Raw genomic sequence first — 23,637 nt, forward strand, 5'->3', positions numbered from 1 at the left:
TTGTCGCACCGGGCGTGGCGGGGCGGCCCGTGCGGGGAGGACCTACGGGTTCTCCGGGGTGGATCCTCCGGCAGCCGTGTCGTTCCCGGTCCCGCCGCTCGCGGACCCCGTGCCGCCGCCCGCGCCACGCGGGAAGGAGACCTCCACCCGGCGGTTCTTCTTGCGGCCCTCCTCCGAGCCGTTGTCCGCGATCGGGTAGTCCTCGCTGTAGCCGCGTACGGAGTACGTGACCTCGGGGCCGAGGTAGCCCGACAGCTTGTCGTGCACGGCTTCCGCGCGCTCGCGGGAGAGCTTCTTGCCGTGGCCGTAGGAGCCGAGGTTGTCCGTGAAGCCGAACACCCGGACGTCCGTGGCCTTCTGCGCCTCGGCCTCCTCGGCGATCGCCTTGATGCGGGCGTTCGCCTCGGGGTTCAGCTTCGCGCTGTCCTTGGGGAACAGCACTTCGGCCTGCAGCGCGAACTTCACGTCCGTGTTGGTGTCCTCGCGCCGCTCCTCGCCGCCGAGGTCCTCGACGACGGACTTGATGTCCAGCACCTTGGCGGGCGCGAGCGTGGCGCCGTCGGCGAGCTTGAGCCCGGGGCTGTTGGAGTCGACCTCGGGCGGCGGGGACGTGGTGGTACTGCCCGGCGGCGCGGAGGGGTCGTCGTTGTCGGCGAAGGCCGGGACGGCCCCGAGCGCCAGCACGAACGCCGCGAACACGGCGACGCCCGCGGTGCGGGTGAGGGGGGCGGGTGCGGAGATGGGGGTCATGGTCATTCGCCCTCGGTGAGCTCTATGGGGGCGGGGGGCATGGCGCCCACCTGGAAGTCGACTTTGGTGGTGCCTTCGGGTGGGGCGGGGAACTGGGCGTACCAATCGGCGGTCTGGTTCGGCTTGACGCCTCCGGTGAACTTGGTGCACAGGCAGCGGCCCTGGGTGTCCCGGAGTACGAGGTACTTCTTCCGGCCCTCGTTGTCGATCAGGTTCGCACCCGCCACGGACGAGCCGTTCTTGTTCAACTCCCGTTCCTCGCCGCGCCAGTTCGCCGCAGCCCAGAACCTTCCGCCGTTGTTCGTCACCCTGCCGGAGACCGTCACGAAGCCGCCTTCGTCCCGGACCGCCGAGGTGATCGTCAGCGTGATGCTCTCCTCGCCCTTGACCTCGGCCAGCACCTTGTCCGGCGACGGGGCCTGCTCGCCGTCACCCTTCTCGTCGTCGTCCTCGCGCTGTTTGGCGGGCGACGAGGACGCCCCCTTCTCGGACTTGTCACCGCCCCCGTCCCCGCCACCGCAGCCGGCGACCGTGAGGACCAGCCCAGTCGTGATCGCCACGGCGGTCATCGCCCTGCGTGTCGTCGTGGTGCGCCGAATGTTCATCGCTACGGCTTCCTTCTCTCGTCGATCGCTTGTCAGCCGGCCAGGTGGACAGAGAAGAGGACGGACGCGTCCGGGAGGTCGCCCGGTTCGAAGTCGTCCGGATCGAGTTCGAAGGATTCGCCGCCGTCGCACTCGAACTCCACGGCCTTCTCGGGATCGGCCGACGGATCGACGTCGCAGCGGGGTTTGATGATCGCGGTGGCCTCGGCCCTGGCGTGCTGGGACTCCGTACCCGGGATGATGGAATCGCCGACGGTGTACGTGGTCTCGATCTTCGCCCAGAAGCCCGGGTAGCCGTTCACCTCGTCGGGCCCGAAGCCGATGACGGTCGAGTCGTTGTCGGCGGCGAGGGCGTCGGCCGCGCCCTGCGCGCCGTCACCGGTGAACTTGTCGCCCGCGAGCCAGTCCAGCCAGTCGTCGCCCTCGCCGATGGACAGACCGAGCCCTTCGACGAGCTCGTCCCTGGCGTCCTGGGCCGCGGCCAGTGCCGCCGCGTCGGCCGCTGATTGGGCACCATTGCGCGCGGAGGCCGCCTGGGCGAAGGCGAAGAAGGCGAAAGCGGCGAAGAGCAGGATCGCCGTCAGCCAGATGTAGATGGGCAGGGTCTGCCCTGAATCACTGCGGAGACGGTCGCGTCTCAGCCGCCGATCACGTCTGACACTGCGTCCTGGATGGCTCCGGAGATCTGCCCGTCGAGCCCCAGCCCGTCGATGAGAACGAAGATCCCCGCAATAAGAATCATCAGCCCCGCATACTCCACAAACCCGGCCCCCGCGTCCCGCTCCCTCCCCCGCACGCGGGAAGCGACCGTCACCGTCCAGTCGAACCAGACCCTGAGCACGCGTTCCTTCAGCACGACGGCCCCTTCTCTCCCACCCGATACCGCGACCGTTGCAGTCAGAGGCAACGTACGCCACAACACGTGCATCGGCAGCAACTCTGCGCAACCGATTGGGCAACACTTGGCCCCGGTCGGCAAGTTGGCGGGTTCTCTTCCCCCTCGGTGAGATCACCATGCACGAAGTCCCCTCCCGCGAACCGTGAACTCAGCCCCGACTGTCCCACATCGAGTTGCATCCGCGAAGGGGTTTCGCGAAGCCGGTGCGGATCGTTGTGCGAACCGACGCCAACTTGCCATTTCGTCTTCGTTCTTGAGGACCGGACCCGGCTAACCGATCGGCCAACAGCCGTACGCGTTGTAGCTGTTGCCCGTGGTGTCGCAGTGGAACCTCATGCCGTACAGACACCCTCCCGAGGCGAACGGCTTCCAGATGCCTCCGCAGCAGCCCCAGCAGTGCTCCGTATCCGGGTCGCAGTACGAGTCCCCTTCCTGGCACGGCCACGTCGGGATGCCCCGGGCGACGGCCCGAGCGGCCCTCGCGGGAGGCACGGGTGGCGCAGGAGGCGCAGGAGGCGCTGGCGCCTTCGCGAGCGCCGTGGGCTCCTGCTGCGCGGCGGCCCGCTGCTTCACCACCGCCCGCAACAGCCCCAGCAGGAAGGTGCCTTCCGGGGTTCCCGGGTCCTTGAGCTGGAGCCCGACCAGATGGTGGGTGTGGTCGTCGCAGGGCACCTCCCGCAGCACTTCGACGCGGTCGACGAGCGCGACGGGAACCGACACCCAGTTCTTGCACACGGTGCCCGGCGCGAACTGGAGGGCGTCCTCGTCCTCGCCGGCCTTGACCATGCCGACCAGGGTGAGGGGTGTCCCCACCGTGCCATCGGCAAGTGCCTGTCGGAATTCTTCCCCGCTGTACGTGCCGTTCATGAGGCTCTCCCAGTCGCCAGTGGCATGTGCGGCAGGAGCATGCCCGCGCCGCCCCACCGCCATCGGCGGACCGGAACCGAATATCCCTTCCCTCACCCACCCGTACCGGGGGCGTGCACCGGCGTACGCGGGGAGGAAGGCCGCTATCGGCCCAGGATCGACCCGAAGTCCGAGCCCGAGCCGAGGAACATGCCGGCCGCGATGAGGATCATCGTGGCCGGGAGCATGAAGACCAGGGTCACCATCGTCGCCTTGGGGATGGTCTTGGCCGCCCTGCGGCGGGAGTTCTGGGCGTCCGTGCGCCGCATGTCCGTGGCCAGTTGGATCAGGGTGTCCGCGATGGGGGAGCCCAGTTCCTCGCCCTGCTGGAGGGCGGAGACGAACTGGGCCACCTGTTCCGAGGCGTTGCGGCGGCGGAGGTCGTCGAAGGCCTGGCGGCGGCTGACGCCCATGTCCATCTGGCGCAGGGTGATGCGGAGTTCGTCCGCCCACGGACCCTCGTAGCGCTCGGCCACGCGGTCCAGCGCCTGGCGGAAGCCGAGGCCCGCCGAGACGACGACCGCGAGGACGTCGAGGAAGTCGGGGAGCGTGCGGTCGATGACCTCGCGGCGTTCGCGGATCGCCTGCCAGATCAGGGCGTCCGCCGCCGTCGCGCCGAAGGCCAGGGTGAGGAGCGCGAAGAGCGGGGAGCCGTTCGTGAGGAAGATCAGCCCGAGGAGCACGCCGAACACGCCGTAGACCGCGCGCCGCGCCGCGTAGCGGTCGATCGTCAGGCCGCCGGGGTTGCCCGCCATGTCGATCCTGCGGCGCTTGGCGTCGACCCGCTTGGGGCCCATCAGGCGCAGGACCAGCGGTGCGAAGCGCATGCCGAGGCGGTCCACCGCCGAGCCCGCCGCCGAGACGCGGGTCGCGCCGACCTCCAGGGCCACGGCCAGGTCGGAGGGCAGCTTCGCGTCCGCGCGGTACATGCGGACGCCCTGGCAGACGCCCGCCACGGACAGGCCCATCACGGCGGCCAGAGCCAGTGCCAGCATCGTCGGAAACCTTCCTACACTTCGATCTTGCCGAGGCGCCGGATCACGAAGAATCCGACGCCGTAGAGGCCGAGCGAGATCAGGATCAGGGTCTGGCCCAGCGGTGAGCCGGTCACCCGCTCCAGCGCGCCCTCGTTCGAGGAGTTGATCAGGAGCAGGGATCCGAGGCCCAGGAGCGGGACCGTGAAGGCCGTCGCGTGGACCTCGGACAGCATCGTGCGGACCTCGCGCCGCGTCTCCTTGCGGTCCTCCAGGGTCTGCGTGAGGTTGCGCAGGGAGTTGACCACGGTGCCGCCCGCCTTGTTGGACAGGACCAGGGTCGTCACCAGCACTATCAGTTCCCGGGACGGAAGGCGTTCGGCCAGTTCGCCGAGGGTGTCGTCGATCGAGCGGCCGAGCGTCAACTGATGCGCCACGTGCGAGAGTTCCTCGCCCGCCGGGGCCTCCAGCTCCTCCGCCGCCATGGCCAGCGACGTCCGCAGGGCCAGGCCCGCCGCCGTCGCGTTGGCCAGGATGCGCGCCACGTCGGGCAGTTGGTTGATGAACGCCTCGATGCGCTTCTGGCGCTGCCAGTTGAGGAACGCCACCGCGCTCCACACCGCCACGACGCCCGCGATCGGGCCGAAGAACGGGGCCAGGGTCGCCGCCGCGATCAGCCAGAGCGCGGCGACGACCGCGAGGACGTACGTGAAGAACTCGCCCGCCGTCAGGTCGAGCCCCGTCGAGGAGAGCCGGAGGTGGATCGCCCGGCCGAGGCGGGTGCGGCGCAGCCGACGGTCGATGCCCGCGAAGCGGCGCGCGCGGCCGGGCGGCCCGCCGTCCCCCGTCCCGGGGCCGAGCGCCAAGCGGTCGACCAGCGCCTGGCGCTGGGCCCGTCCGGACGCGTACGTGTGCACTCCGGCGACCGCGAGCGTGCCCGTCAGGAGCGTGGCGCCGAGCGCGAGGACGGCTGGGTTGTTCATCCGATCGCTTCCCTCGTGTTCAGTACGTCGACGGCCTCGGCCACCCCGTACGCCGACGGCACCGGTTCGTTCGCGACGTACAGCTTGTCGGCGACCTCGCGCGGCAGCGGCAGGTGCTCGAAGCAGCCCTGCACGACCCGGTCGGCCCCCAGCGGGCGCGCCACGAAGCGGGTGACCGGGACGATGCGGAACTGCTGGCGGCCGTGCGAGACGAGCAGCACGATCTCGGAGATCCTCCGGGAGCCGTCGGCGTGCCGCGTGAGCTGGATGACCACGTCGACCGCGGAGTTGATCTGGTCCTTCAGCGCCTCGAAGGGGATCTGCACCTCCGACATGGAGCCGAGGGTCTGCAACCGCATCAGCGCGTCCTCCGCGGTGTTCGCGTGGACCGTGGCGAGCGAGCCGTCGTGGCCGGTCGACATCGCCTGGAGCATGTCCAGGGTCTCGCCGCCGCGGACCTCGCCGACGATGATGCGGTCGGGGCGCATGCGGAGGCTGTTGCGGACCAGGTCGCGGATGGTGATCTGGCCCTTGCCCTCGACGTTCGGGGGCCGGGACTCCAGGCGGATGACGTGCTCCTGCTGGAGCTGGAGCTCCGCGGAGTCCTCGATGGTGATGATGCGCTCGTGGGCCGGGATCAGGCCCGAGAGGGCGTTGAGCAGGGTGGTCTTTCCGGAGCCCGTGCCGCCGCTGACGATGAGGTTGAAGCGGGCGCGGACGAACGCCCCGAGCAGCATCAGCATGTGCTCGTCGAGCGAGCCGAGGCCGATGAGTTCGGGCAGCGTGTACGCGCGCGGGAAGCGGCGGATGGTGAGCGTGGCGCCGGTCAGCGCGAGCGGCGGGATGATGACGTTGACGCGCTCGCCGGTGGGCAGCCGGGCGTCGACCATCGGGTTCGACTCGTCGACGCGGCGGTTCACCGTGGAGACGATGCGTTCGATCGTCTGCATGAGCTGGTCGTTCGAGGCGAAGCGGAGGGGGAGCTGCTCCACGCGGCCCGCGCGCTCCACGAAGATCGAGTCGGGGCCGTTCACCATGATCTCCGTGATCGAGGCGTCGGCGAGGAGCGGTTCGAGTACGCCGAGGCCGAGGGCCTCGTCGACGACGCGGCGGATCAGCTGCGCGCGTTCGGAGGTGGAGAGGACGGGGCCCTCGCGGCTGATGATGTGGCCGAGCACGCGTTCCAGGCGGACGCGGCGGTCCGCCGCCGCGAGCGAGGACATCTCGGCGAGGTCGATCTCCTCCAGGAGCTTGGCCCGGTAGACGGCGACGAGGCCGTCGTCCCGGCTGGGCTCGGTCTGGTGGCTGGGGGCCACGCGGTCGCGCAGACTCATGTCGTCCTTCGGCCTCCTTCGGCGGCAGGGGTCCCTCGGTGGTGGTACGCGGCTCAGTCCACGTCGTCGTTCGGCATCGTGGCCTTCTTGGTGACACTCCAGTTCGTGTCGACGAAGGGGAGCAGGGTCGGGACCCGGACCTCCACGGTGGCGGTCGTCGTGGTGCCGCCGTCGCTCACGCCCACGGATGCGGTGAGTCCGCCGTCGACGGCCGCCTGGCCCGCTGCCTCGCCGGAGTCGCCCTGTGCCGCGGCGCGGGCCGCCGCACGGGCGCCGGACCCCGCCTGGTTGGCGGCGTAGCCGACGAGGCCCAGCTGGATCGCGGCGAGGCCCACGAGGAGGAGGACCGGCAGGAATCCGGCGAACTCCAGGATGGATACGCCTCTGTCGTCGTGGCGGTGCCTCAGGAACGCCCTCTTCACCGCACCCGGCACCGCGGGCGCGGCGGGAGAACCGGCACTCATCGGTCCTCCCCCTCCTTCGCCGCCCCCGCCTCCCCGTTCACGCTCCACCCCGCGTCGAAGCCCGGGAAGAAGAGCGGGACGTCGACCGCCACGCGGGCCTTCCAGACCGTGCCCTCGTCCGTGCAGGAGATCGACGCCGCCTGCCAGGCGTCGGGGAGGTGCTTCTTCCCGGCCGCGTCGCACGCGCCCGCCGCGCCCTCCCCCGCCGCGTACGCCGCCGTCGCCGCCCGTGCCGCCTCGTCCGCCGCGTTTCCGGCGAGGGAGTACGTGTAGCCGTACAGGGCGCACTGCCAGAGGATCGTCATGACCACGAGCAGCAGGGGGAACATGCCCGCGAATTCGAGGGTGACCGCGCCCCGGTCGCCGGTCGCGGACCTGCGGCGCAGGGAGAGGCCGCCCCGCTTGGCGCCGGTGCCCGCCGCCTCCGGGTCGACCAGGCCGAGTTCGCCCGCGAGGCCCCACAGCGCCTGTTTCACCGAGGAGCGGCTGTCGAGGTCCTGCATGCGGCCCGCGTCGACGGCGGCCTGCAGTTCCTTGAAGGCGGCGGGCACCGTGGTGCGGGCCGTCCGCGTGCCGGTGACGCGCTCCACCAGGGACGGCTGGATCTCCGATCCCTTGCCGTGGCGGTTGACGACGGTGACGGTCTCCTCGGCCTTGCGGATCTGGAGCCGGTCCCAGAGGCGGACCACGCGCTTGGCCGCGCGGACGGCCACCACGTCCGGGGTGACCAGCAGGAGCGCCTGGTCGGCGAGTTCGACGGCGGTGGCGCTCGCGCCGGTGACGTAGGCGCCGCAGTCGACGACGACCACGTCGTAGCGGGCGCGCAGGGCGGCGACGGTCTGGCGGGCGACGCGGTCGGTGACCTCCTCGCCGCGCTCGCCCTCGGCGGGGGCGAGGAGCAGGCCGATGCCGGTCTCGTGGGTGTATATGGCGTCCTGGAGGACGCGGGGCGTGATGTCGGTGATGGCGGCGAGGTCGGCGACCGAGCGGCGGAACTGCACGTCGAGATAGGAGGCGATGTCGCCGGACTGGAGGTCGAGGTCGAGGAGGGCGACCGTGCGGCCCGACGCGCGGGCGGCGAGGGCGAGGTGGACGGCCGTCAGGGTGGCGCCGACGCCGCCCTTGGCGCCGCTGACCGCGACGACGGTGCCCGCGCCGCCGGTCCCGGCGCCCGCGCCGACGCCCCCGCCCCCGCCCCCGTACAGTTCGAGGCCGCCGCTGTTCAGGTGGCGCCGCATGCCCGTGGACCAGGCGGCGGCGGCCTGGACGCGCTCGGCGAGGGCGTCGTAGGAGAGCGGGAAGCCGACGATGCCGCGTGCGCCGGAGTCCATGGCGGCGGTGAGCAGGCCGGGGCTGGTGTCGGCGGTGATCAGGACGACGCCGACCGCGGGGAAGCGCAGGACGAGGTCCCTGATCAGGTCGAGGGCGGGGACGGGTCCGATGCGCTCGTGGACGAGGACGACCTCGGGCAGTTCGTCGACCGACTCGGCGGCGAGGTGGGCGAGCGTGTCGAGCAGCGCGGTGGAGTCGCCGACGGGCAGGGCGGGTTCGGCGTCGGGGAGCTGGCCGGTGAGCGTGGACAGGGCGCGGGCGGCCTCGATGTCCCCGACGGCGGGGAGGATCCGGATGGCCATGCGGACCTCCTACTTGTCCTCGTCGAGGGTGTACGTCCGGTCGCGCGGCGGCACACTCGCGTCGCCGCCCGCGCCGACGAGGGCGAGCCGGACGTGGGTGGCGAACGACTCGGCGTAGGCGACGCGCTGGGCGTTCGCCGTGCCGAGCGCGAAGGTGATCGGCACGGCCTCGGTGGCCTTGCGGCGGGTACGGTCGTCCTGGTCGGGTTCGAGCGGGGTCAGCTTGCCGACGTCGAGCACCTTGGCGCCCTCCACGATGACTTTGGACTGGTCCTTCGCCTGGTCGCTCTCGCCCTTGAAGGTGGCGTAGATGTTGACCGTCGAGCCGGGGGTGATCTTCCCCGCGACGCCGGTCGACGCGTCGATCATGATGGCGATCTCCTGCTGTCCCGGCCCGAGTTCGGGACGCTTGACGATCATGTCGGACTGGAGCAGCGAGCCCTTGCGCAGCTGGGTGACGGCGATCTTGCCGCGGACGTCGCGGAGGTCGGTGACGGCGTTCTCGGACAGCCAGCGCTCGGGCATCTCGACCTTCTCGAACTGGTCGGCGCTCAGCTCCTTATAGGGCGCGATGTCGTCCTTGAGCTTGTACGCGGAGGTCTCGGGGCCCACCTTCGAGTTGACGTCGCGGATCACCGAGAGGACGCCCGCGAACGCGCCGAACGCGCACAGGACCGACAGGACCAGCAGGATGACGCCGCGGCGCTGGCGTGAGTTCATGGGCCGGACTACCTCGATCGGGTGCGGTTGGCTACGGACAGTGAGCGGGGTGGCGCGTGATCGGTCGTCGGTCGCGTACGGCGTACGGGGGCGGGTCCTGGACTAGGTCGCGCCGCGCGGCAGGGCGGTCGCGGCCCGGGGCAGGGCGGCCGTGCCGCGCGGGAGGGCGCGCACCGGTGGCGAGGGGCGTTCGGCGGGCGGCGGCAGGGGGGCCGCGCAGAACGCGCAGCGGTCGCCGATGAGTTCGAGGCCGCACCAGTGGCAGTCGTCGCGGCGGACGGACGAGACCAGCTGGTAGAGGACGGAGATGTCCGGGATCGCCGCGGCGAACTCGACCAGCTTGCCGGTGGCCCACCAGCGCGCGGACTCGGCGGGCAGCCGCGCCTCGACGACGCCGGTGGAGTGCCAGGCGGGGGCGAGGGTGTCGGTGACCCAGTCGGGGGCCAGCTGCCCGGGGGCGTAGAGCATCTGCGTGCCGAACCCCGGCCCCGGCAGGCCCGCCCCGCCCTCGCTGTCGCCGGAGAGCTTGACCAGCTCGGGCCGCGGGGTGGCGAGGACGGCGAACTGGGCGCCGGGCAGCCACGACTTGGCGTGCGACTGGAGGGTGACGGGGACGCGGTCGAGCCGGGCGACGGAGCCGAGCAGGGCGCCGGCGTAGATGTAGTGGGAGAGCAGGCGCGCGGCGGAGGCCAGGACGCCGGGGCTGAAGTCGCAGATCGACAACTGGCGCAGCTGAAGGGCCAGTACGGCGAGGCCGAGCGGCGGCAGGTCGGAGCGGACGATGGCGATGCGGTCGCTCTCCAGGACCGAGCGGACGGCGTGCAGGCGCTGGGCGACGGACGCGGGCGCGGAGGCCGGGCACAGGGCGACCACGTAGCCGTGGTGCTCGATGAGGGTGTGCATCTCGGTGAGCGCCCGGTCCAGCGAGTACGTCCGCGGGGACTGCACGGCCGACTGGAGGACGGCGGCCGACGGCGTGTGCCGGTCGGGTGACGGCAGCACGAGGTCGGGGCCGGTGACGGCTATGGCGGTCGGCAACGCGTACACCCCCGGTCGTCGTGCACTCCTGCCTCAGCACCATATCCAGGTGATGGCCGCCTCAACACCCAACTTCCCACTGTTCACGTGGAGGTGGGGCTCTCCCGGCGGGAAGCCAGTGGTGTTTGAGGCCTTGACAACTCAATTGGTCTGGACCAACTTGTACGACCAAGCGGGGTCGCGTGAGTCCTGAAACGGCCGAGCGGAACGCGACCCGGCGAACAGCGGTGGCCACCGTTCCAGCGTCCTGTCCCCGACCCCACGACCCCTGGATCCCGACTCCCCCCTCCTCACGACTCCCCCCACGGAGGCAGCAAGTGGACCGCATACGCAGGAGAAGGACGGGTGCCGTCGCCGGCACCCTCACCGCACTCGCCCTCGCCGTCACCGGCCTCTTCGCCGGCGGCACGGGCACCGCCCGGGCCGACACCCGTGCCGTCCCCGAGCACGCGGTGACCGGCTACTGGCAGAACTTCGACAACGGCGCCCAGGTGCAGAAGCTGGGCGACGTGCAGGACGACTACGACATCATCGCCGTCGCCTTCGCCGACGCGACCGGCACACCGGGCGAGGTCACCTTCAACCTCGACTCGGCGGGTCTCGGCGGCTACACCGTCGACCAGTTCAAGGCCGACATCAAGGCCAAGCAGGCGGCCGGCAAGTCCGTGATCGTCTCGGTCGGCGGCGAGAAGGGCGCGGTGTCGGTCAGCGACTCGGCGTCGGCCGACGCCTTCGCGAACTCGGTGTACGCGCTGATGCAGGAGTACGGCTTCGACGGCGTCGACATCGACCTGGAGAACGGCCTCAACTCCACGTACATGACCCAGGCGCTCAAGTCGCTCGCGGGCAAGGCCGGTTCGGGTCTCGTCCTGACGATGGCGCCGCAGACCATCGACATGCAGTCGCCGTCGAACGAGTACTTCAAGACCGCGCTCGCCGTGAAGGACATCCTCACGGTGGTCAATATGCAGTACTACAACAGCGGCTCGATGCTGGGCTGCGACGGCAAGGTCTACAGCCAGGGCACCGTCGACTTCCTCACCGGGCTCGCCTGCATCCAGCTGGAGAACGGCCTCGCGCCCTCCCAGGTCGGCATCGGCGTCCCCGCCTCCCCGCAGGCGGCCGGCGGCGGGTACGTCTCCCCGGACGTGGTGAACGACGCCCTGGACTGCCTGGCCAAGGGCACCGGCTGCGGCTCCTTCAAGCCGTCCAAGACGTACCCGGGCATCCGGGGCGCGATGACCTGGTCCACCAACTGGGACGCCGCCGCGGGCAGCGCCTGGTCCAAGGCGGTCGGCCCGCACGTCCACGGCCTGCCCTAGCGAGCAGCCCCCACACCCCGTCCCCGTATCCCCCGGAAAATCCCCCGGAAACCGCTCACGCGAACCGCAGCGCCGCCGCTCCCCCGGCGGCGCTGCCGCGTGTCACCGGCACGTCTCACCAGGGCAGGTCGCGCACCTGCTGGACGCACAGGATCAGGAACAGCAGCCCGGCGCCCGCCAGCATGACGTTGCTGACGATGCCGTTGCGCCACTCCTTGGGCGTGCGCGAGGAGTTGAGGAGCCACAGCAGCGTGAGGGCGAGGAACGGCATGAAGAAGGCGCCGAGCACGCCGTAGGCGATGACGAGGCCGAACGGCTGGTCCAGGAAGAGCAGGCCCATCGGCGGGAAGGTCAGCCAGAGCAGATACGCGCGGAACGGCAGCGACTTCTCGCGCTTGCCTGCCGCGACCTCCGCGACCATGTCGCCCTCACCCTTGGCCTCACCGGAGGTGTCCGGCGTGGCGGCGCGCTCGCGCCGCAGCCGCTCCACGAAGTCCGCGAACATGAGGCTCACGCCGTGCCACACGCCCATCAGGGCGCCGAAGGACGTGGCGAAGAAGCCGATGAGGAAGAGGTTCGCGGTGACCGCGCCGAACTTGTCCTCCAGGACCTTGCCGAGGTCGATCAGGCCCCGGTCGCCGGAGGTGAGGGCGATGTTCGTGGAGTGCAGCAGCTCGGCGCCGATGATCATCATGGCGACGACGAAGACGCCGGTGGTGATGTACGCGACGCGGTTGTCGAGCCGCATCACCTTGAGCCAGGTGATGTCGGTCCAGCCCTTGGAGTTCACCCAGTACCCGTACGCGGCCATGGTGATGGTGCCGCCGACGCCGCCGATCAGGCCGAGCGTGTAGAGCAGCGAGCCGTCGGGCAGGGCCGGGACCAGGCCCGCGACGGCGTTGCCGAGGTCGGGGGCGACGCGGATGGCGACGTACACGACGATCAGGAACTTCATGCCGATGACGACGGTCATGGCCTTCTCGAAGACCGCGTACCGGTTGAACCACACGAAGGCGAGCCCGAGCAGGCCACAGAGGACCGCCCAGGTCTTCAGACTCGGCCCGTCGGGGAAGAGCGCGACGAGCGGCAGGGCGCTGGAGGACATCGCCGTGGCGCCGTAGACGAAGCCCCAGACCACGACGTAGATCGCGAAGTAGTAGGTGGTCCACTGGCCGAGGCTGCGCCAGCCCTCGAACAGGGTGCGGCCGGTGGCCAGATGCCAGCGGCCCGTCGCCTCGGCGAGCGAGATCTTCACCAGACAGCCGATGATCGCGGCCCACAGCAGCGTGTAGCCGAATTTGCTGCCCGCGATGAGCGTCGCGACGAGGTCGCCCGCGCCGACGCCGGTGGCCGCGACGACGATGCCGGGCCCGACGTACTTCCAACTCGCCTTGCGCATCCGGGGCGTCGACTCGCCCGCGGTGGTGCCGCTGCCTGTGGTTTCAGCCATGCGGATCAAGAAAGCGCATCGCGGCGCGCGGCACAAGGGGGTTGGCCGAAGACAGCGTTGACGGGGGCATGCCACGCCTCGACGATGGGCCCGCGCAACCCGCACCGCATCGCACCGCACGCGTCGCACTGAACCGCCCCCACCCCTGAGGAGACTTCATGCGACTTCGCATACGCGGCAGACGATCCGCCGCACTCGCGGCCCTGCTCGCCCTCGCCGTGGCGGCCCCCATCACCGCCAACGCCTCCCCGGCCGATCCGGCCCCCCGGAGCGCGGCGACCGCGGCCGACGAGGAGACCCGCCAGTACGAGATCCCCCTGTCCGACGATCCCGCCGCGCGCACCGCACTCGCCCGTACCGGTGTCGCGATCGACGAGGTCGACGGCCGCGCCGTGGTCGTCTCGGCCGACGGCAAGGAGGCCGCGCTGCTGAGGGAGTCGGGCTACGAGCTCAAGGCCCTGGCCGCGCCCCCGAAGCGGACCGGCGGCAAGACCGTGGAGCCCAAGGACTTCCCGCCCGCCGACTCGCGCTACCACAACTACGCCGAGATGACCGCGGAGATCGACCAGCGCGTCGCGGCCCACCCGGACCTCATGAGCAAGAGGGTCATCGGCAAGTCCTACTCGGGCCGTGACATCGTCGCCATCAAGGTCAGCGACAACGTCGGCACCGACGAGGCCGAGCCCGAGGTCCTGTTCACCCACCACCAGCACGCGCGCGAGCACCTGACGGTGGAGATGGCCCTCTACCTGCTGCGCGAGCTCGGCGACGACTACGCCACCGACGCGCGCGTCAAGAAGATGGTCGACTCGCGCGAGATCTGGATCGTGCCGGACCTCAACCCGGACGGCGGCGAGTACGACATCGCGAGCGGCTCCTACCGCAGCTGGCGCAAGAACCGCCAGCCCAACAGCGGTTCGTCGAACGTCGGCACCGACCTGAACCGCAACTGGGCCTACCGGTGGGGCTGCTGCGGCGGCTCGTCGGGCTCCACGGGCTCCGAGACCTACCGCGGCCCGAGCGCCGCGTCGGCCCCCGAGGTGCAGGTCGTCTCGAACTTCGTGCGCAGCCGCATCGTCGGCGGCAAGCAGCAGATCAAGGCGTCCATCGACTTCCACACGTACAGCGAGCTGGTCCTGTGGCCGTACGGCTACACGTACAGCGACACGGGTCCGGGCCTGACCCAGGACGACCGTGACGCCCACGCGGCCGTCGGCCGGAAGATGGCCGCGAGCAACGGCTACACGCCCGAGCAGTCCAGTGACCTCTACATCACGGACGGGACGATCAACGACTGGCTCTGGGGCGACCAGAAGATCTTCAGCTACACCTTCGAGATGTATCCGTCGTCCGCCGGGGGCGGCGGCTTCTACCCGCCCGACGAGGTCATCGAGCGGGAGACCTCGCGCAACCGCGACGCGGTCCTGCAGCTCCTGGAGAACTCGGACTGCATGTACCGCTCGATCGGCAAGGAACAGCAGTACTGCACGAGTTGACGTGACCGTGGTGACGCGGCGGCCCCGGACCCCGGCAGGGTCCGGGGCCGTCGCGCGCCCGGGTCCGGCGGGCGGCCTAGAAGAAGGCGTCCTTGCCGATGCCGGCCGAGAGGCCGTCGTACATGACCTTCGCCTCGCCGAGGCACCAGTTCCGCTCGGTGCTGCCCTCGGGGTAGTTCTCGATGCAGGCGGCCCGCATCTGGTGCCAGAAGCGCTCGTCGATCCACGCCTTGGTCTCCGGCGTGGGACTCAGCCTGAGCCCGGTGGAGCCGTGGTTGCCGTAGTTGCGGTAGCCGAAGTCGTGCTGCGCACAGGCCTCGAAGAAGACGCCGTCCGGCCACCACGTGCAGCCGTCGTTCTCCCAGTCGAACGGCGGGTTCTTCGGGTGGTTGACGAAATCGATCCGGCTGAGGCCCATGAGACGGTCGGCCTCGGCCCGGATGTCGTCGGCGGCAGCGGGCGAGGGGGAGGCCCCGGCCGCCAGCGCGAGACATGCGGTGGCCGCGAGGAAGGCCTTGCGCAGGGCGATACGTGCACGCATGACAGATCCCTTCGTGAGTGGAGTCGATCACTCCATAGGAGGTGGCGGGTGCGGAACGCCCACACCCGGCGACTTCGCTGCGTAGCTTTCCGGTGACGCAGCGTTGCCGGGTCCCAGCGTGGGGCACCCGGCACGGCCGGCCAAGGAGGTGCCTGTCGCCTTGCCCGACGGGAAACGGGAAACACCAGCTGACCTGGGCATCGGCCCGCGTCAGGAGGAGAGTTTCGGCGCGTGCCTGCGGCGGCTGCGCGCCGACCGGGGCATGTCCCTCGCGGACCTCTCCCGCGTCGCGCACTACAGCAGGGGCTATCTGAGCAAGGCCGAGAACGGGCAGAAGCCGCCCACCGCCGAGCTGGCCCGCGTCTGCGACGAGGCCCTGGAGGCGGGCGGCGAGCTGATCGCCCTCGCCCCGCCCCGGGCCGCCGGGCCGGGCCAGGGCCCGTGCCCCTATCCCGGCCTCGCCGCCTTCGGCGCGGACGACGCCGCGTGGTTCTTCGGCCGCGAACGGGCCACCGCCGCGCTGGTGTCCCGCCTCGCCGAGCGGCTGCGCGCGCCGGGGCCCGTCGTGGTCGTCGGGCCCTCGGGGGCGGGCAAGTCCTCGCTGCTGCGGGCCGGGCTCGGCCCCGCCGTGGCGCGCGGCGCGCTGCCGGTGCCGGGCTCCCGGTCGTGGCCGGTGGTCTGCTTCGCCCCCGGCGCCCGCCCCCGCGACGGCCTCGCCGCGGCGCTCGCGGAGGTGACGGACCGCAAGCCGCCCGAGGCCGCGTACGACCACGGCTCCGCGGAGTCGTACGCCGTGTCGGTGCGCGCCGCCCTGACCGCGGCCGGCACCCGGCGCGCGGGCGGCGGACTCGTGCTGGTCGCCGACCAGTTCGAGGAGGTCTTCACCCTGTGCCCGGACGAGGCGGAGCGGCGGTGGTTCATCGACCTCCTGTGCGCGCTGGCCGCGCCCGCCGAGGGCTCCGGAGAGCCGCCCGTGCTGGTCGTCATCGGTGTCCGCGCCGATTTCTACGCCGCCTGTCTGGAGCACCCCCGCCTGGTCGCCGCGCTGCGCGACGGACAGCTGCCGCTCGGGCCGATGTCCCGGGACGAGCTGCGCGAGGCGATCGAGGGCCCGGCCCGGCGCGCGGGCCTCGTCCTGGACCCCGGCCTCGGCGACCTCCTCCTGGCCGACCTCGGCGTCCACGGCGACACCGCGCCGCCGCACGACGCGGGCACACTGCCCCTGCTCGCCCACGCGCTGCTGGCCACCTGGCAGCGGCGCGACGAGCGGGACGGCCTGATGAGCGTCGCCGCCTACCGGCTCACCGGCGGCATCCGCGGCGCGGTCGAGGCGAGCGCCGAGCGGGTGTACTGCGGCCTCGGCCCGGCCGAACGCGCCGCCGCCCGGCACGTCCTGCTGAGCCTGGTCCGCGTCGGACCGGGCGGGCAGGGCACCCGGCGGCGGGTCTCCCCCGACCACCTGGCCGCCCTGCCGCCCGGCGCGGACACCACGCGCCGCGTCGTCGCCGCCTTCGCCGGGGCCCGGCTGCTCACGCTGGACGCCGACGGCGTGCAACTCGCCCACGAGGCCCTCCTGTCGGCCTGGCCCCGGCTGCGCGAGTGGATCGACGCCGACCGGGCGCTGCTGCGCGACCGGCAGCGGCTGACCGAGGCCGCCGAGGCCTGGGCGGGCTGCGGGCACGACCCGGCGGCGCTGTACCGCGGCACCCAACTGGCCCTGGCCGCCGACGCGCTGGCCGGCACGCACCTGGGCCCCGCGACTCCGGAGCGTCGCTTCCTCACCGCGTCCCGCGCGGCCGAGGGACGGCAGGCGCGCAGGCGGCGCGGCGCCCGGGTGGGCCTGGTCGTGCTCACGGTCCTGATGCTGCTCGCCGGTGTCACCGCCTGGCAGCAGCACGAGGACCGCGTCCGGCGGGACGTCGAGGCGGCCTCGCGCCGGCTCGCCTCCCGCGCGGAGAGCCTGCGCTACACCCACCCGGTGGAGGCGATGCGGATGAGCGTGGCGGCCTGGCACCTGCACCCGGGCCCGGAGGCCGAGGCGGCGCTGATGGCCTCGGCGGCCCAGCCCGAACAGGACGCGTACCGCCCGCCGGTGGGCGAGGCCGACGACGGGTTCCACGGCGCGCACCTCAGCGCCGACGGCCGCGTCGTGCTCACGCGGGACGCGCGCGACATCCACGTGTGGGACGTCGTGCGGCACGAGCGGGTGGGCCGGGTCCGGCACCGGGGGCGGCAGGTGCAGGACCTGTCGGCGGACGGGCGGCGGCTCGTCCTCGGCGAGGGCGGCCGGTCGCGGGTGTACGACGCGCGGACCGCGTCCCCCGTGGGTCCCGCGTTCGCCTCGCCGTACGCACCGGCGTCCTTCTCCCCCACCGGGCGCCATGTCGTCGTCCACGACCTCGGGTCGATCCGCGTGCTGGAGACGGCGAGCGGCCGTGTCGCGCGCCGCATGGCCCTCACCCCGTACGCGGACGTCGCCGAGCCCGTCCTCGGCCGTGCCGACCGGGTCCTGGCGTTCTGCCGGGCCGTCGAGCCCGGCGGCCCGCAGGCGCTGGAGATCCATGCCGTCGACGGGCGGTCCCCCGCCCCGCCGTCGGGGCTCTCGCGCGGGGAGCGGCGGGCGGTGTGCGGCGACGAGCGGCTCGGGCACCTCGTCGTCCTCGACCCGAGCGGCCGGTTCCTGGCCTCCGTCGGGGACACGGTCCGCGCCTGGGACCTCGCACGGGGGACGTCGTGGCGCGTCTCGCCGGTCCACGCGAGCGTCGCGTTCAGCGCGGACGGCGCGTTCCTCGGCGTCACCACCGACGAGGAGGTCCTCGTGTGGCGCACCGCCGACCCGCGGCGGCCGGTCTACCGGCACTCCCTCAACGGCGGCTCCGCCACGCAGCTGCGGATCGACACCGAGGACCGCGCCGTCCGCTACGTCGAGGACGGCACGACGGTGCGCACGCTCGCGCTCGGCAACGCCCTGACCCCGGCCTGGCGGCGCGACACGGTCGTCGAGGCGCAGTACGGCCCCGACGGCGGACAGCTCGCGGTGGCCCGCAGGGACGGCGGCCGGATGCGCTTCGAGCTGCGGCCCACCCGCTCCGGGGCGAAGACCCGCCGCCTCGCCGCCGAGGACTGCGGCCTGTCCGGGCCGGGCGACGTGGACCGGGCGGAGCGCAGCTGCGACGTGCTGATGTCGTTCAGCGCCGACGGGCTCCGCCTGGCCCACGGCATCCGGGCCCGCCACGACTACGACCGTCGCGACCGTCCGCAGACCGTGCGCGTGTGGGACGTACGGGAGGGACGCGAGCGGAGCCGGCACGTGCTGGCCCGCGCGGGCCGCAGGGAGGAGGACGTGACCGACCTCGCCCTGACGGCGGACGGCGGCGCGCTGCTGGCCCGCCGCGAGAGCGGTGCGCGTCTCGAACAGACGGAGCTGCGCGCGGGCGCCGCGGCCGAGGCCGCGCCCGTCGCGCTGAGCGGACTCTCACCGGGTCACAGTCATCTGGTGGTCCGCCCCGACGACGCGTACGCCGCGGACGGCGGGGGTCTCTTCCGGCTCCCCTCGGGCCGCAGGCCCGCCCGCTCCCCGCTCGCGTCGCAGGGTGCCCACCGCTACGCGTTCAGCCCCGACGGCACCCTGCTCGCGGGCGGCGGACACACCGGCCGGGTCGCCCTGTGGAACGGCGACGGCACCCGTCTGATCGCCGACCTGCCCGGCACGTTCACGGTGACGGGCGACGGCGCCGGATCCCCGGTGACCGCGCTGGCGTTCAGCCGGGACGGCACGACGCTCGCCGTGGGCGACGACGGCGGCCGCGTCGCGCTGTACGACATCCCCTCCAGCCGCCTCCTGGTCGCCTCCCTGCCCACCCCCGGCGACACGGTCCGCGCCCTCGCCTTCACCCACGACGGCACGACGGTCCTGGCCACGGGCGAACACACGCCGTCCTTCGCGTACCGCATCGACCACGCGTATCTGGTGGACCGGGTGTGCGGGCGGACGGAGGGGGGCTTTTCGGCGGGTGAGTGGAGGAAGCACATTCCGGACGCGCCCTTCCACGAGACGTGCCGGTGAGCGGGCGCCCCGACTCCGGCCGCAAGAAGCCCTGTTCACGACCCGCCACGGGCTGCGGGTGATCGTGCGCGGCTGTCAGACTCTGGCCCATGGGGAAGATCTACGCGCTCCTGGTGGGCGTCGACGACTATCCGTCGCGGACGGCGCTCCCGCTCACCGGGTGCGTCAACGACATCGTGGCGGCCCGGCGACTGCTCACCGGCCGCACGGGCGGCTCGGCGGACGTACGGACGCTGCTGAACGCCGACGCGACGACCGCCGCCGTCACGGACGCGATCGAGCACCACCTGGGGGCGGCGGGCCCCGACGACACGGCGCTGTTCTGGTTCTCCGGGCACGGCACGCAGTCCCGGGCCACGGGCGCGGACCTGCTCGTCGAGGCCACCGGTCACAACCAGGCCGTCGTCTGCGTGGACGGGCCGCTGCCGGACAAGCGCCTGGGCGCCCTGCTCGACGCGGTCGCGGCCGGCGGCGCGCACACCGCGGCAGTCCTCGACTGCTGCTACTCGGGAGGCGCGACGCGGGACGCGGACCTCACCGCCCGCTGTACGCCGCCGGAGCCGGAGTGGGAACTCGCGGGGGCGCGGGAGGCGCTGGTCCCCGACGGTCCGCCGCGCCATGTGCTCCTGGCCGCCAGCAGGCTCAACCAGCTGTCGTACGAGGGGTACTTCGGGGGCCGCAGGCACGGCGCGTTCACCCACGCGCTGCTCGGCGCCCTGCGGGAGGCGGGGCCCGACGCGACGTACCGCCGGATCCTGGCGGCCGCCGACGCCCGGCTCCAGCGGTCCGGGGGCGGCCAGCAGCCGGTGCTGTACCCGGCGGAGGCCGACGGCGTGGCCGACCGGCCGTTCCTGGGCGGCGCCGTCGCGCGCACCCCCAGCCCTCATCTGCTGCGGTACGGACCGGCGGGCTGGGAGGTGGACTGTGGCAGCGGGCACGGGCTGCGGGACGGCGCGGGCGCCTCGGGGACGGAGTTCACGGTGCTTCCCGAAGGAGGGCTTCCCGAAGCAGGGCCTCCCGAAGCGGCGGCTGCCCCCGGTACCGTCCGGGCCCGGGCCGTGCACGGCCACCGCACGCTCGTCGACCCCGTGGACTGGACGCCGTCCGCCGGACGCGTCTACCCGGTGGCGCTCTCGGCGCTCGCCGCTCCCCCGGCGACGGCGGCGCTCGACACCAGCGAACGACCGGACCTCTCCGGTGTGTTGGACGAAGCCGTCACCACCGCCTCCCCACTGCTGCGGGTGGTGGCCACCGCGCGGGAGGCCGCCGATCTGCACTTCCGGGTGGTGGTGCGCGGCCCGTCGGCGCACGTGCTGCGCCGCGACGGCACCCCGTTCGTCGAGCCGCTGCCGCTGAGGGGCCGCGACGACGCCGCGCGCGTGGCCGACTGCCTCGTCCATCTCGCGCGCTGGCACCAGTTGCGGGACCTCACACCGCGCCCCTCGCTCCTGGACGGGCTGGTCCGGGTGGAGATCACGCCGTGGGACGCGCCGGACGGCGGACCGCTGCTGCCCGACGGCAGCGGGGAGATCGTCTGCCCCTACACGCGCGGCCCCGAAGGACCGCGGGGCCCCCTGGTCACGGTCCGGCTGCGCAACCGCTCCCCCGACCGGACGCTGTGGTGCCTGCTCCTGGACCTGACCGACCGCTACGCCGCCGACCCCGAGCTGTATCCGGGGCACTTCATCGGGCCGGGCGGCATCGGCCACGCGCTGGACGGCGAGCCGGTGCGGCTGTCCCTGCCGAGGGACAGGCCCGCCGTGCCGGGCGCCCAGGCACGGGACTGGCTCAAGCTCGTCGTCGCCGAGGGCGAGCTGAACACGCTGCCGTTCCGGCTGCCCCCCTGGGACCCGCGGGGCACCGCGTCCCGCACCGACGGGTTCTCGGCCGACGACGGGGTGCTGCGCCTGCGGCCGCACGCGGTACGGGAGTTCCGGCGGACCGGCGCGGGCGCGCCGGGGCGCTGGACGACGCTCACGGTCCCGGTGCGGACGGTCGTGCCGTAGCGCTCACGGCGCCACCCGCGCGTGATAGAGCCGCAGCACCGAGTCGAGCCACTCCTCGCCCTCGGCCGTGTCGAAGTCGATCGCCTCGTCCTCGGCGGCGTCGACGACGCCGCGGGGGCAGCGGTCGCCGAAGAGGACGACCGTGCGGTCGCCCGGCTCGCGCTTCGAGGGCCAGACGAAGCCCTGGGCCCACGGGTCGGTGTGGTGCCGGATCCAGTGGGCCCAGTCGCGGGTGTACGCGTAGTCGGCCGCCTCGGTCTGCACCAGCCAGCCGTCCTGGTGGACGCCCGCCAGGTCCTGGGCGGACATCAGGGAGACGACGGTCACCTCGGCGGTGAGCCGCAGCGTGGTCAGGCGCCTGCCGCGCATGCTCACGCGCGGCAGCAGGCGCGGGGCGCCCGACGGGTCGAACGGCACTGAGCGCAGCAGCGTCTCGCAGACCGCGGCCTCGCGGTTGAGCCCGGCATAGAGGAAGCCGTACGGGTCGCAGGGCGTGGCGTCGAAGCGGCCGCCGCCGTACAGGCAGTGCGCGGGGCGCGGGTTGAAGGCGGTGCCGGGCCGGCGCGCGGAGTGCACGCGGTGCAGGACGGTGCCGCGCGCCAAGGTGACCTTGGTGGGGCTGGCCGTCAGCTCCTCGGGCGGGCGGTAGTGGGGCACGGCTACTCACCCTCCATCAAGAAGCGCGCGGTGTCCACGAGTTGACGGTCGCGGCCGGTGCCGAGGAGGTCGGCGGGCGGGGTGCCGAGCCAGGCGTTGGCCGACAGCCACCAGTCGGCGGCGCCCCAGGGGTCGCGGTCGGCGGTGAGCAGCGTGTTGACCTCAAGGACGATCAGCCAGGGCATCGTGTCCTCGGAGAACTGGAAGCGCGGCAGCCGCGGCAGGCCGCCGGCGCCGGGCAGCCGGATCAGCTCGGGCGCGAAGGGGTTGCCGCCGTGCCGCAGCACGGTGTCGGCGTCCAGCGCGGGCGCGGCCAGCAGCCGTTCACGGACCGGGCCGAGCACGGGGCCGACCATGCGGTGGCCGTCGATCAGGAGCACGGCGAGGTCCTCGACGCGGAAGCCCTGGTAGCTGAGGTCCTCGGCACCGGCCTCGGGCCGGGTGTCCGGCGCCAGGCGCGCCCCGCCGCCCGCGTCGAACTCGTCCGGCAGCCGCTCCCGCAGCAGCCCCGCGGCCCGGTCGGCCGCGTCGCGCCGGATCGCCTCGTCGCCGCTTCTGCGCACGACGCCGAGGAGCGCGGCGAGGCGGTCGCGCAGCGGCTGGTCGAGCCGGTCGGCGATGCGGTCCCAGAGCGCGGCGGCGGCCGCGAGCACGGCGTACGGATTCACGGATTCCCCCGGTCTGCGAGCCCCGCGAGCAGCCTCTCGATGAGGTCGGCGCGGGCGTGGCGGCGTACGACGAAGTGGACGTCCCAGTCGGCGCCGCGGGCGAGTTCGGCCTCCACGGCCGCCCAGAGCGCGCCGAAGCTCTCCAGCGGCGGGAGCCCGCCGCGGCCGGCACCGAGCAGCGGCAGTGCGATGGAGGTGAGCGGCGGCTCGCTCGCCCGCGCCTCCTCGGCGAGCAGCGCGAAGGCGCGGGCCACGCCGCGCGTGACGTCGGCGGGCTGCACGTCGTAGTCGTTGGTCTCGGGCCGGGGCACGGCCACGGCCACGTGGTAGATGCGCCGCACGCCCTGTCCGGCGAGCGCGCCGGATGAGGTGGCGACGACGGTGCCCGGAAGGGCCGCCCGGCCCGGTGCCCCGTGCCGGGCGGCCCACCCCCGTAGCTCGTCGTGGACGTGGTCCTCGACGAGTCCCCCCGCGGGGTCCTTGAGGGCGCCGGCCCGCCGCAGGGTCGCCGAGACCGACGACTTGTAGGCGGCGGGCAGCGCGAAGTACGTGTTGGAGGGCGAGACGACGACGTCCACGTCGCGCAGCAGGTCCACCGAGTGGACGTGCACGGTGAGGACGACGGTCCTGCCGTCAAGGGACAGCCGGATCGTGCGGTGCGCGGCGGGCAGCGGGGCCGTGGCCGTGCCGTCGGCGCGCGCGGGGGCGGTGACGGCGAGCGCGACGACCTGCTCGGCGATCTGGCCGAGCACCATCAGCTCGTGGTGCTTGCGGAACCGCTCCACGCTGACGCCGTACACCTGCGCGGCCCGTCGCCTGCGGTCGGCGGCCGGCCAGTCGCGGGTGCCCTGGGCGAGGCCGAGGGTGTACTCGGCGGCGGTCTGGAGGCTGCCCCCGCCGATCCCGGTGACGGCGGTGCGCAGCAGCCCCTCGACGGTGGTGCCGGTCGACCCGCCGTCGGCACCCGGGAGTTGCCCGGCGATGCGCCGCAGCTCCGGCGTATCGATCTCACGTAGCCTGACGACACCGGCCCGTCGCACTTTCCTCACCTCCTCTAGCACTGGTCCGTAGTCGGGCAGGCGAGGTGCGGCTGACATGGCGGCAAGGATCGCACCGGGTCATCCG

General features: G+C 72.9%; 21 protein-coding genes and 1 pseudogene. 4 read left to right on the forward strand and 18 right to left on the reverse strand.

Features of this window, described 5'->3' with window-relative positions; all coding sequences use genetic code 11:
* Positions 1-42 precede the first annotated feature (42 nt).
* The 13 genes and pseudogenes from AB0L89_RS13290 to AB0L89_RS13350 form a co-directional block, all read right to left on the reverse strand.
* Positions 43-756 carry an OmpA family protein gene (locus tag AB0L89_RS13290; protein ID WP_365139104.1) on the reverse strand — a complete coding sequence of 238 codons (714 nt, stop codon included), beginning with the start codon at positions 754-756 and terminating at the stop codon, positions 43-45.
* Entirely contained in the window at positions 753-1,355 is a 603-nt protein-coding gene (locus AB0L89_RS13295; RefSeq protein WP_365139107.1) for a hypothetical protein, read from the reverse strand. Before AB0L89_RS13295 ends, AB0L89_RS13290 begins: the two co-directional genes overlap by 4 nt.
* Before the next feature lie 32 nt (positions 1,356-1,387).
* Positions 1,388-1,657: a hypothetical protein gene (locus tag AB0L89_RS13300; RefSeq protein WP_365139871.1), complete on the reverse strand. Its 270-nt coding sequence runs from the start codon at positions 1,655-1,657 to the stop codon at positions 1,388-1,390.
* 177 nt (positions 1,658-1,834) lie between these two features.
* Positions 1,835-1,996 (reverse strand): annotated as a pseudogene (locus AB0L89_RS13305) (pilus assembly protein TadG-related protein); the annotation flags it as partial.
* Positions 1,993-2,211, reverse strand: coding sequence for a hypothetical protein (locus AB0L89_RS13310; protein WP_365139808.1), 219 nt, complete (start codon positions 2,209-2,211; stop codon positions 1,993-1,995). The gene AB0L89_RS13310 and the pseudogene AB0L89_RS13305, both read right to left, overlap by 4 nt.
* Positions 2,212-2,523: 312 nt before the next feature.
* Positions 2,524-3,066 carry a hypothetical protein gene (locus tag AB0L89_RS13315; protein WP_365139110.1) on the reverse strand — a complete coding sequence of 181 codons (543 nt, stop codon included), beginning with the start codon at positions 3,064-3,066 and terminating at the stop codon, positions 2,524-2,526.
* Between the two features lie 197 nt (positions 3,067-3,263).
* On the reverse strand, positions 3,264-4,154 hold the full coding sequence (locus AB0L89_RS13320; protein WP_365139113.1) for a DUF5936 domain-containing protein: 891 nt from the start codon (positions 4,152-4,154) through the stop codon (positions 3,264-3,266).
* A 14-nt stretch (positions 4,155-4,168) separates the two neighbouring features.
* Positions 4,169-5,116: a type II secretion system F family protein gene (locus tag AB0L89_RS13325; RefSeq protein ID WP_365139116.1), complete on the reverse strand. Its 948-nt coding sequence runs from the start codon at positions 5,114-5,116 to the stop codon at positions 4,169-4,171.
* The gene (locus tag AB0L89_RS13330; protein WP_365139119.1) at positions 5,113-6,450 is read right to left on the reverse strand and encodes a CpaF family protein; all 1,338 of its coding nucleotides are present in this window, start codon (positions 6,448-6,450) and stop codon (positions 5,113-5,115) included. The genes AB0L89_RS13325 and AB0L89_RS13330 overlap by 4 nt, the downstream gene beginning before the upstream one ends.
* 53 nt (positions 6,451-6,503) lie before the next feature.
* Positions 6,504-6,914: a TadE/TadG family type IV pilus assembly protein gene (locus tag AB0L89_RS13335; protein WP_365139122.1), complete on the reverse strand. Its 411-nt coding sequence runs from the start codon at positions 6,912-6,914 to the stop codon at positions 6,504-6,506.
* Positions 6,911-8,548 carry a P-loop NTPase gene (locus AB0L89_RS13340; RefSeq protein ID WP_365139125.1) on the reverse strand — a complete coding sequence of 546 codons (1,638 nt, stop codon included), beginning with the start codon at positions 8,546-8,548 and terminating at the stop codon, positions 6,911-6,913. The genes AB0L89_RS13335 and AB0L89_RS13340 overlap by 4 nt, the downstream gene beginning before the upstream one ends.
* Positions 8,549-8,557: 9 nt before the next feature.
* Positions 8,558-9,268, reverse strand: coding sequence for a Flp pilus assembly protein CpaB (cpaB, locus tag AB0L89_RS13345; RefSeq protein ID WP_365139128.1), 711 nt, complete (start codon positions 9,266-9,268; stop codon positions 8,558-8,560).
* A 102-nt stretch (positions 9,269-9,370) separates the two neighbouring features.
* Positions 9,371-10,315 (reverse strand): hypothetical protein, encoded by a 945-nt coding sequence (locus AB0L89_RS13350; protein ID WP_365139131.1) that lies wholly within the window; start codon positions 10,313-10,315, stop codon positions 9,371-9,373.
* Positions 10,316-10,623: 308 nt separating this feature from the next.
* On the opposite strand from AB0L89_RS13350, the gene AB0L89_RS13355 reads away from it, so the two are divergent.
* Positions 10,624-11,628 (forward strand): chitinase, encoded by a 1,005-nt coding sequence (locus tag AB0L89_RS13355; protein ID WP_365139134.1) that lies wholly within the window; start codon positions 10,624-10,626, stop codon positions 11,626-11,628.
* 115 nt (positions 11,629-11,743) lie between these two features.
* Here AB0L89_RS13355 and AB0L89_RS13360 read toward each other — a convergent pair whose 3' ends face one another.
* Positions 11,744-13,078, reverse strand: a complete 1,335-nt coding sequence (locus tag AB0L89_RS13360) for an Nramp family divalent metal transporter (RefSeq protein WP_365139137.1) — start codon at positions 13,076-13,078, stop codon at positions 11,744-11,746.
* 158 nt (positions 13,079-13,236) lie between these two features.
* On the opposite strand from AB0L89_RS13360, the gene AB0L89_RS13365 reads away from it, so the two are divergent.
* The gene (locus tag AB0L89_RS13365; protein ID WP_365139140.1) at positions 13,237-14,574 is read left to right on the forward strand and encodes a M14 family metallopeptidase; all 1,338 of its coding nucleotides are present in this window, start codon (positions 13,237-13,239) and stop codon (positions 14,572-14,574) included.
* 76 nt (positions 14,575-14,650) lie between these two features.
* Here the strand turns inward: AB0L89_RS13365 and AB0L89_RS13370 are convergent, their stop codons facing one another.
* A complete protein-coding gene (locus AB0L89_RS13370) occupies positions 14,651-15,115 on the reverse strand; it encodes a phospholipase A2 (protein ID WP_365139143.1) in 465 nt (154 codons plus the stop codon).
* A 160-nt stretch (positions 15,116-15,275) separates the two neighbouring features.
* Between AB0L89_RS13370 and AB0L89_RS13375 the strand changes: the two genes are divergently transcribed.
* Positions 15,276-19,181, forward strand: coding sequence for a helix-turn-helix domain-containing protein (locus AB0L89_RS13375; protein WP_365139146.1), 3,906 nt, complete (start codon positions 15,276-15,278; stop codon positions 19,179-19,181).
* A gap of 89 nt (positions 19,182-19,270) precedes the next feature.
* A complete protein-coding gene (locus AB0L89_RS13380) occupies positions 19,271-21,187 on the forward strand; it encodes a caspase family protein (protein ID WP_365139149.1) in 1,917 nt (638 codons plus the stop codon).
* A 3-nt stretch (positions 21,188-21,190) separates the two neighbouring features.
* Here AB0L89_RS13380 and AB0L89_RS13385 read toward each other — a convergent pair whose 3' ends face one another.
* The 3 genes from AB0L89_RS13385 to AB0L89_RS13395 are packed head-to-tail and all read right to left on the reverse strand — an operon-like array spanning position 21,191 to position 23,609.
* Complete coding sequence (locus AB0L89_RS13385) at positions 21,191-21,844, reverse strand: RES family NAD+ phosphorylase (RefSeq protein ID WP_365139152.1); 654 nt, start codon at positions 21,842-21,844, stop codon at positions 21,191-21,193.
* 2 nt (positions 21,845-21,846) lie between these two features.
* On the reverse strand, positions 21,847-22,512 hold the full coding sequence (locus AB0L89_RS13390; protein WP_365139155.1) for a hypothetical protein: 666 nt from the start codon (positions 22,510-22,512) through the stop codon (positions 21,847-21,849).
* Entirely contained in the window at positions 22,509-23,609 is a 1,101-nt protein-coding gene (locus AB0L89_RS13395; protein WP_365139158.1) for a hypothetical protein, read from the reverse strand. Before AB0L89_RS13395 ends, AB0L89_RS13390 begins: the two co-directional genes overlap by 4 nt.
* Between the last annotated feature and the right edge of the window lie 28 nt (positions 23,610-23,637).

Origin of the sequence: Streptomyces sp. NPDC052114 (assembly GCF_040680155.1) — a bacterium.
Classification (GTDB): Bacteria; Actinomycetota; Actinomycetes; order Streptomycetales; family Streptomycetaceae; genus Streptomyces.

Excerpts from the sequence above, each read along its gene's own strand:
- AB0L89_RS13295 (WP_365139107.1), bottom strand. The coding sequence starts at position 1,355 with ATGAACATTCGGCGCACCACGACGACACGCAGGGCGATGACCGCCGTG.
- cpaB (WP_365139128.1), bottom strand. The coding sequence starts at position 9,268 with ATGAACTCACGCCAGCGCCGCGGCGTCATCCTGCTGGTCCTGTCGGTC.
- AB0L89_RS13395 (WP_365139158.1), bottom strand. The coding sequence starts at position 23,609 with ATGTCAGCCGCACCTCGCCTGCCCGACTACGGACCAGTGCTAGAGGAG.
- AB0L89_RS13380 (WP_365139149.1), top strand. The coding sequence starts at position 19,271 with ATGGGGAAGATCTACGCGCTCCTGGTGGGCGTCGACGACTATCCGTCG.
- AB0L89_RS13335 (WP_365139122.1), bottom strand. The coding sequence starts at position 6,914 with ATGAGTGCCGGTTCTCCCGCCGCGCCCGCGGTGCCGGGTGCGGTGAAG.
- AB0L89_RS13340 (WP_365139125.1), bottom strand. The coding sequence starts at position 8,548 with ATGGCCATCCGGATCCTCCCCGCCGTCGGGGACATCGAGGCCGCCCGC.
- AB0L89_RS13325 (WP_365139116.1), bottom strand. The coding sequence starts at position 5,116 with ATGAACAACCCAGCCGTCCTCGCGCTCGGCGCCACGCTCCTGACGGGC.
- AB0L89_RS13320 (WP_365139113.1), bottom strand. The coding sequence starts at position 4,154 with ATGCTGGCACTGGCTCTGGCCGCCGTGATGGGCCTGTCCGTGGCGGGC.
- AB0L89_RS13290 (WP_365139104.1), bottom strand. The coding sequence starts at position 756 with ATGACCATGACCCCCATCTCCGCACCCGCCCCCCTCACCCGCACCGCG.
- AB0L89_RS13365 (WP_365139140.1), top strand. The coding sequence starts at position 13,237 with ATGCGACTTCGCATACGCGGCAGACGATCCGCCGCACTCGCGGCCCTG.
- AB0L89_RS13330 (WP_365139119.1), bottom strand. The coding sequence starts at position 6,450 with ATGAGTCTGCGCGACCGCGTGGCCCCCAGCCACCAGACCGAGCCCAGC.
- AB0L89_RS13370 (WP_365139143.1), bottom strand. The coding sequence starts at position 15,115 with ATGCGTGCACGTATCGCCCTGCGCAAGGCCTTCCTCGCGGCCACCGCA.
- AB0L89_RS13360 (WP_365139137.1), bottom strand. The coding sequence starts at position 13,078 with ATGGCTGAAACCACAGGCAGCGGCACCACCGCGGGCGAGTCGACGCCC.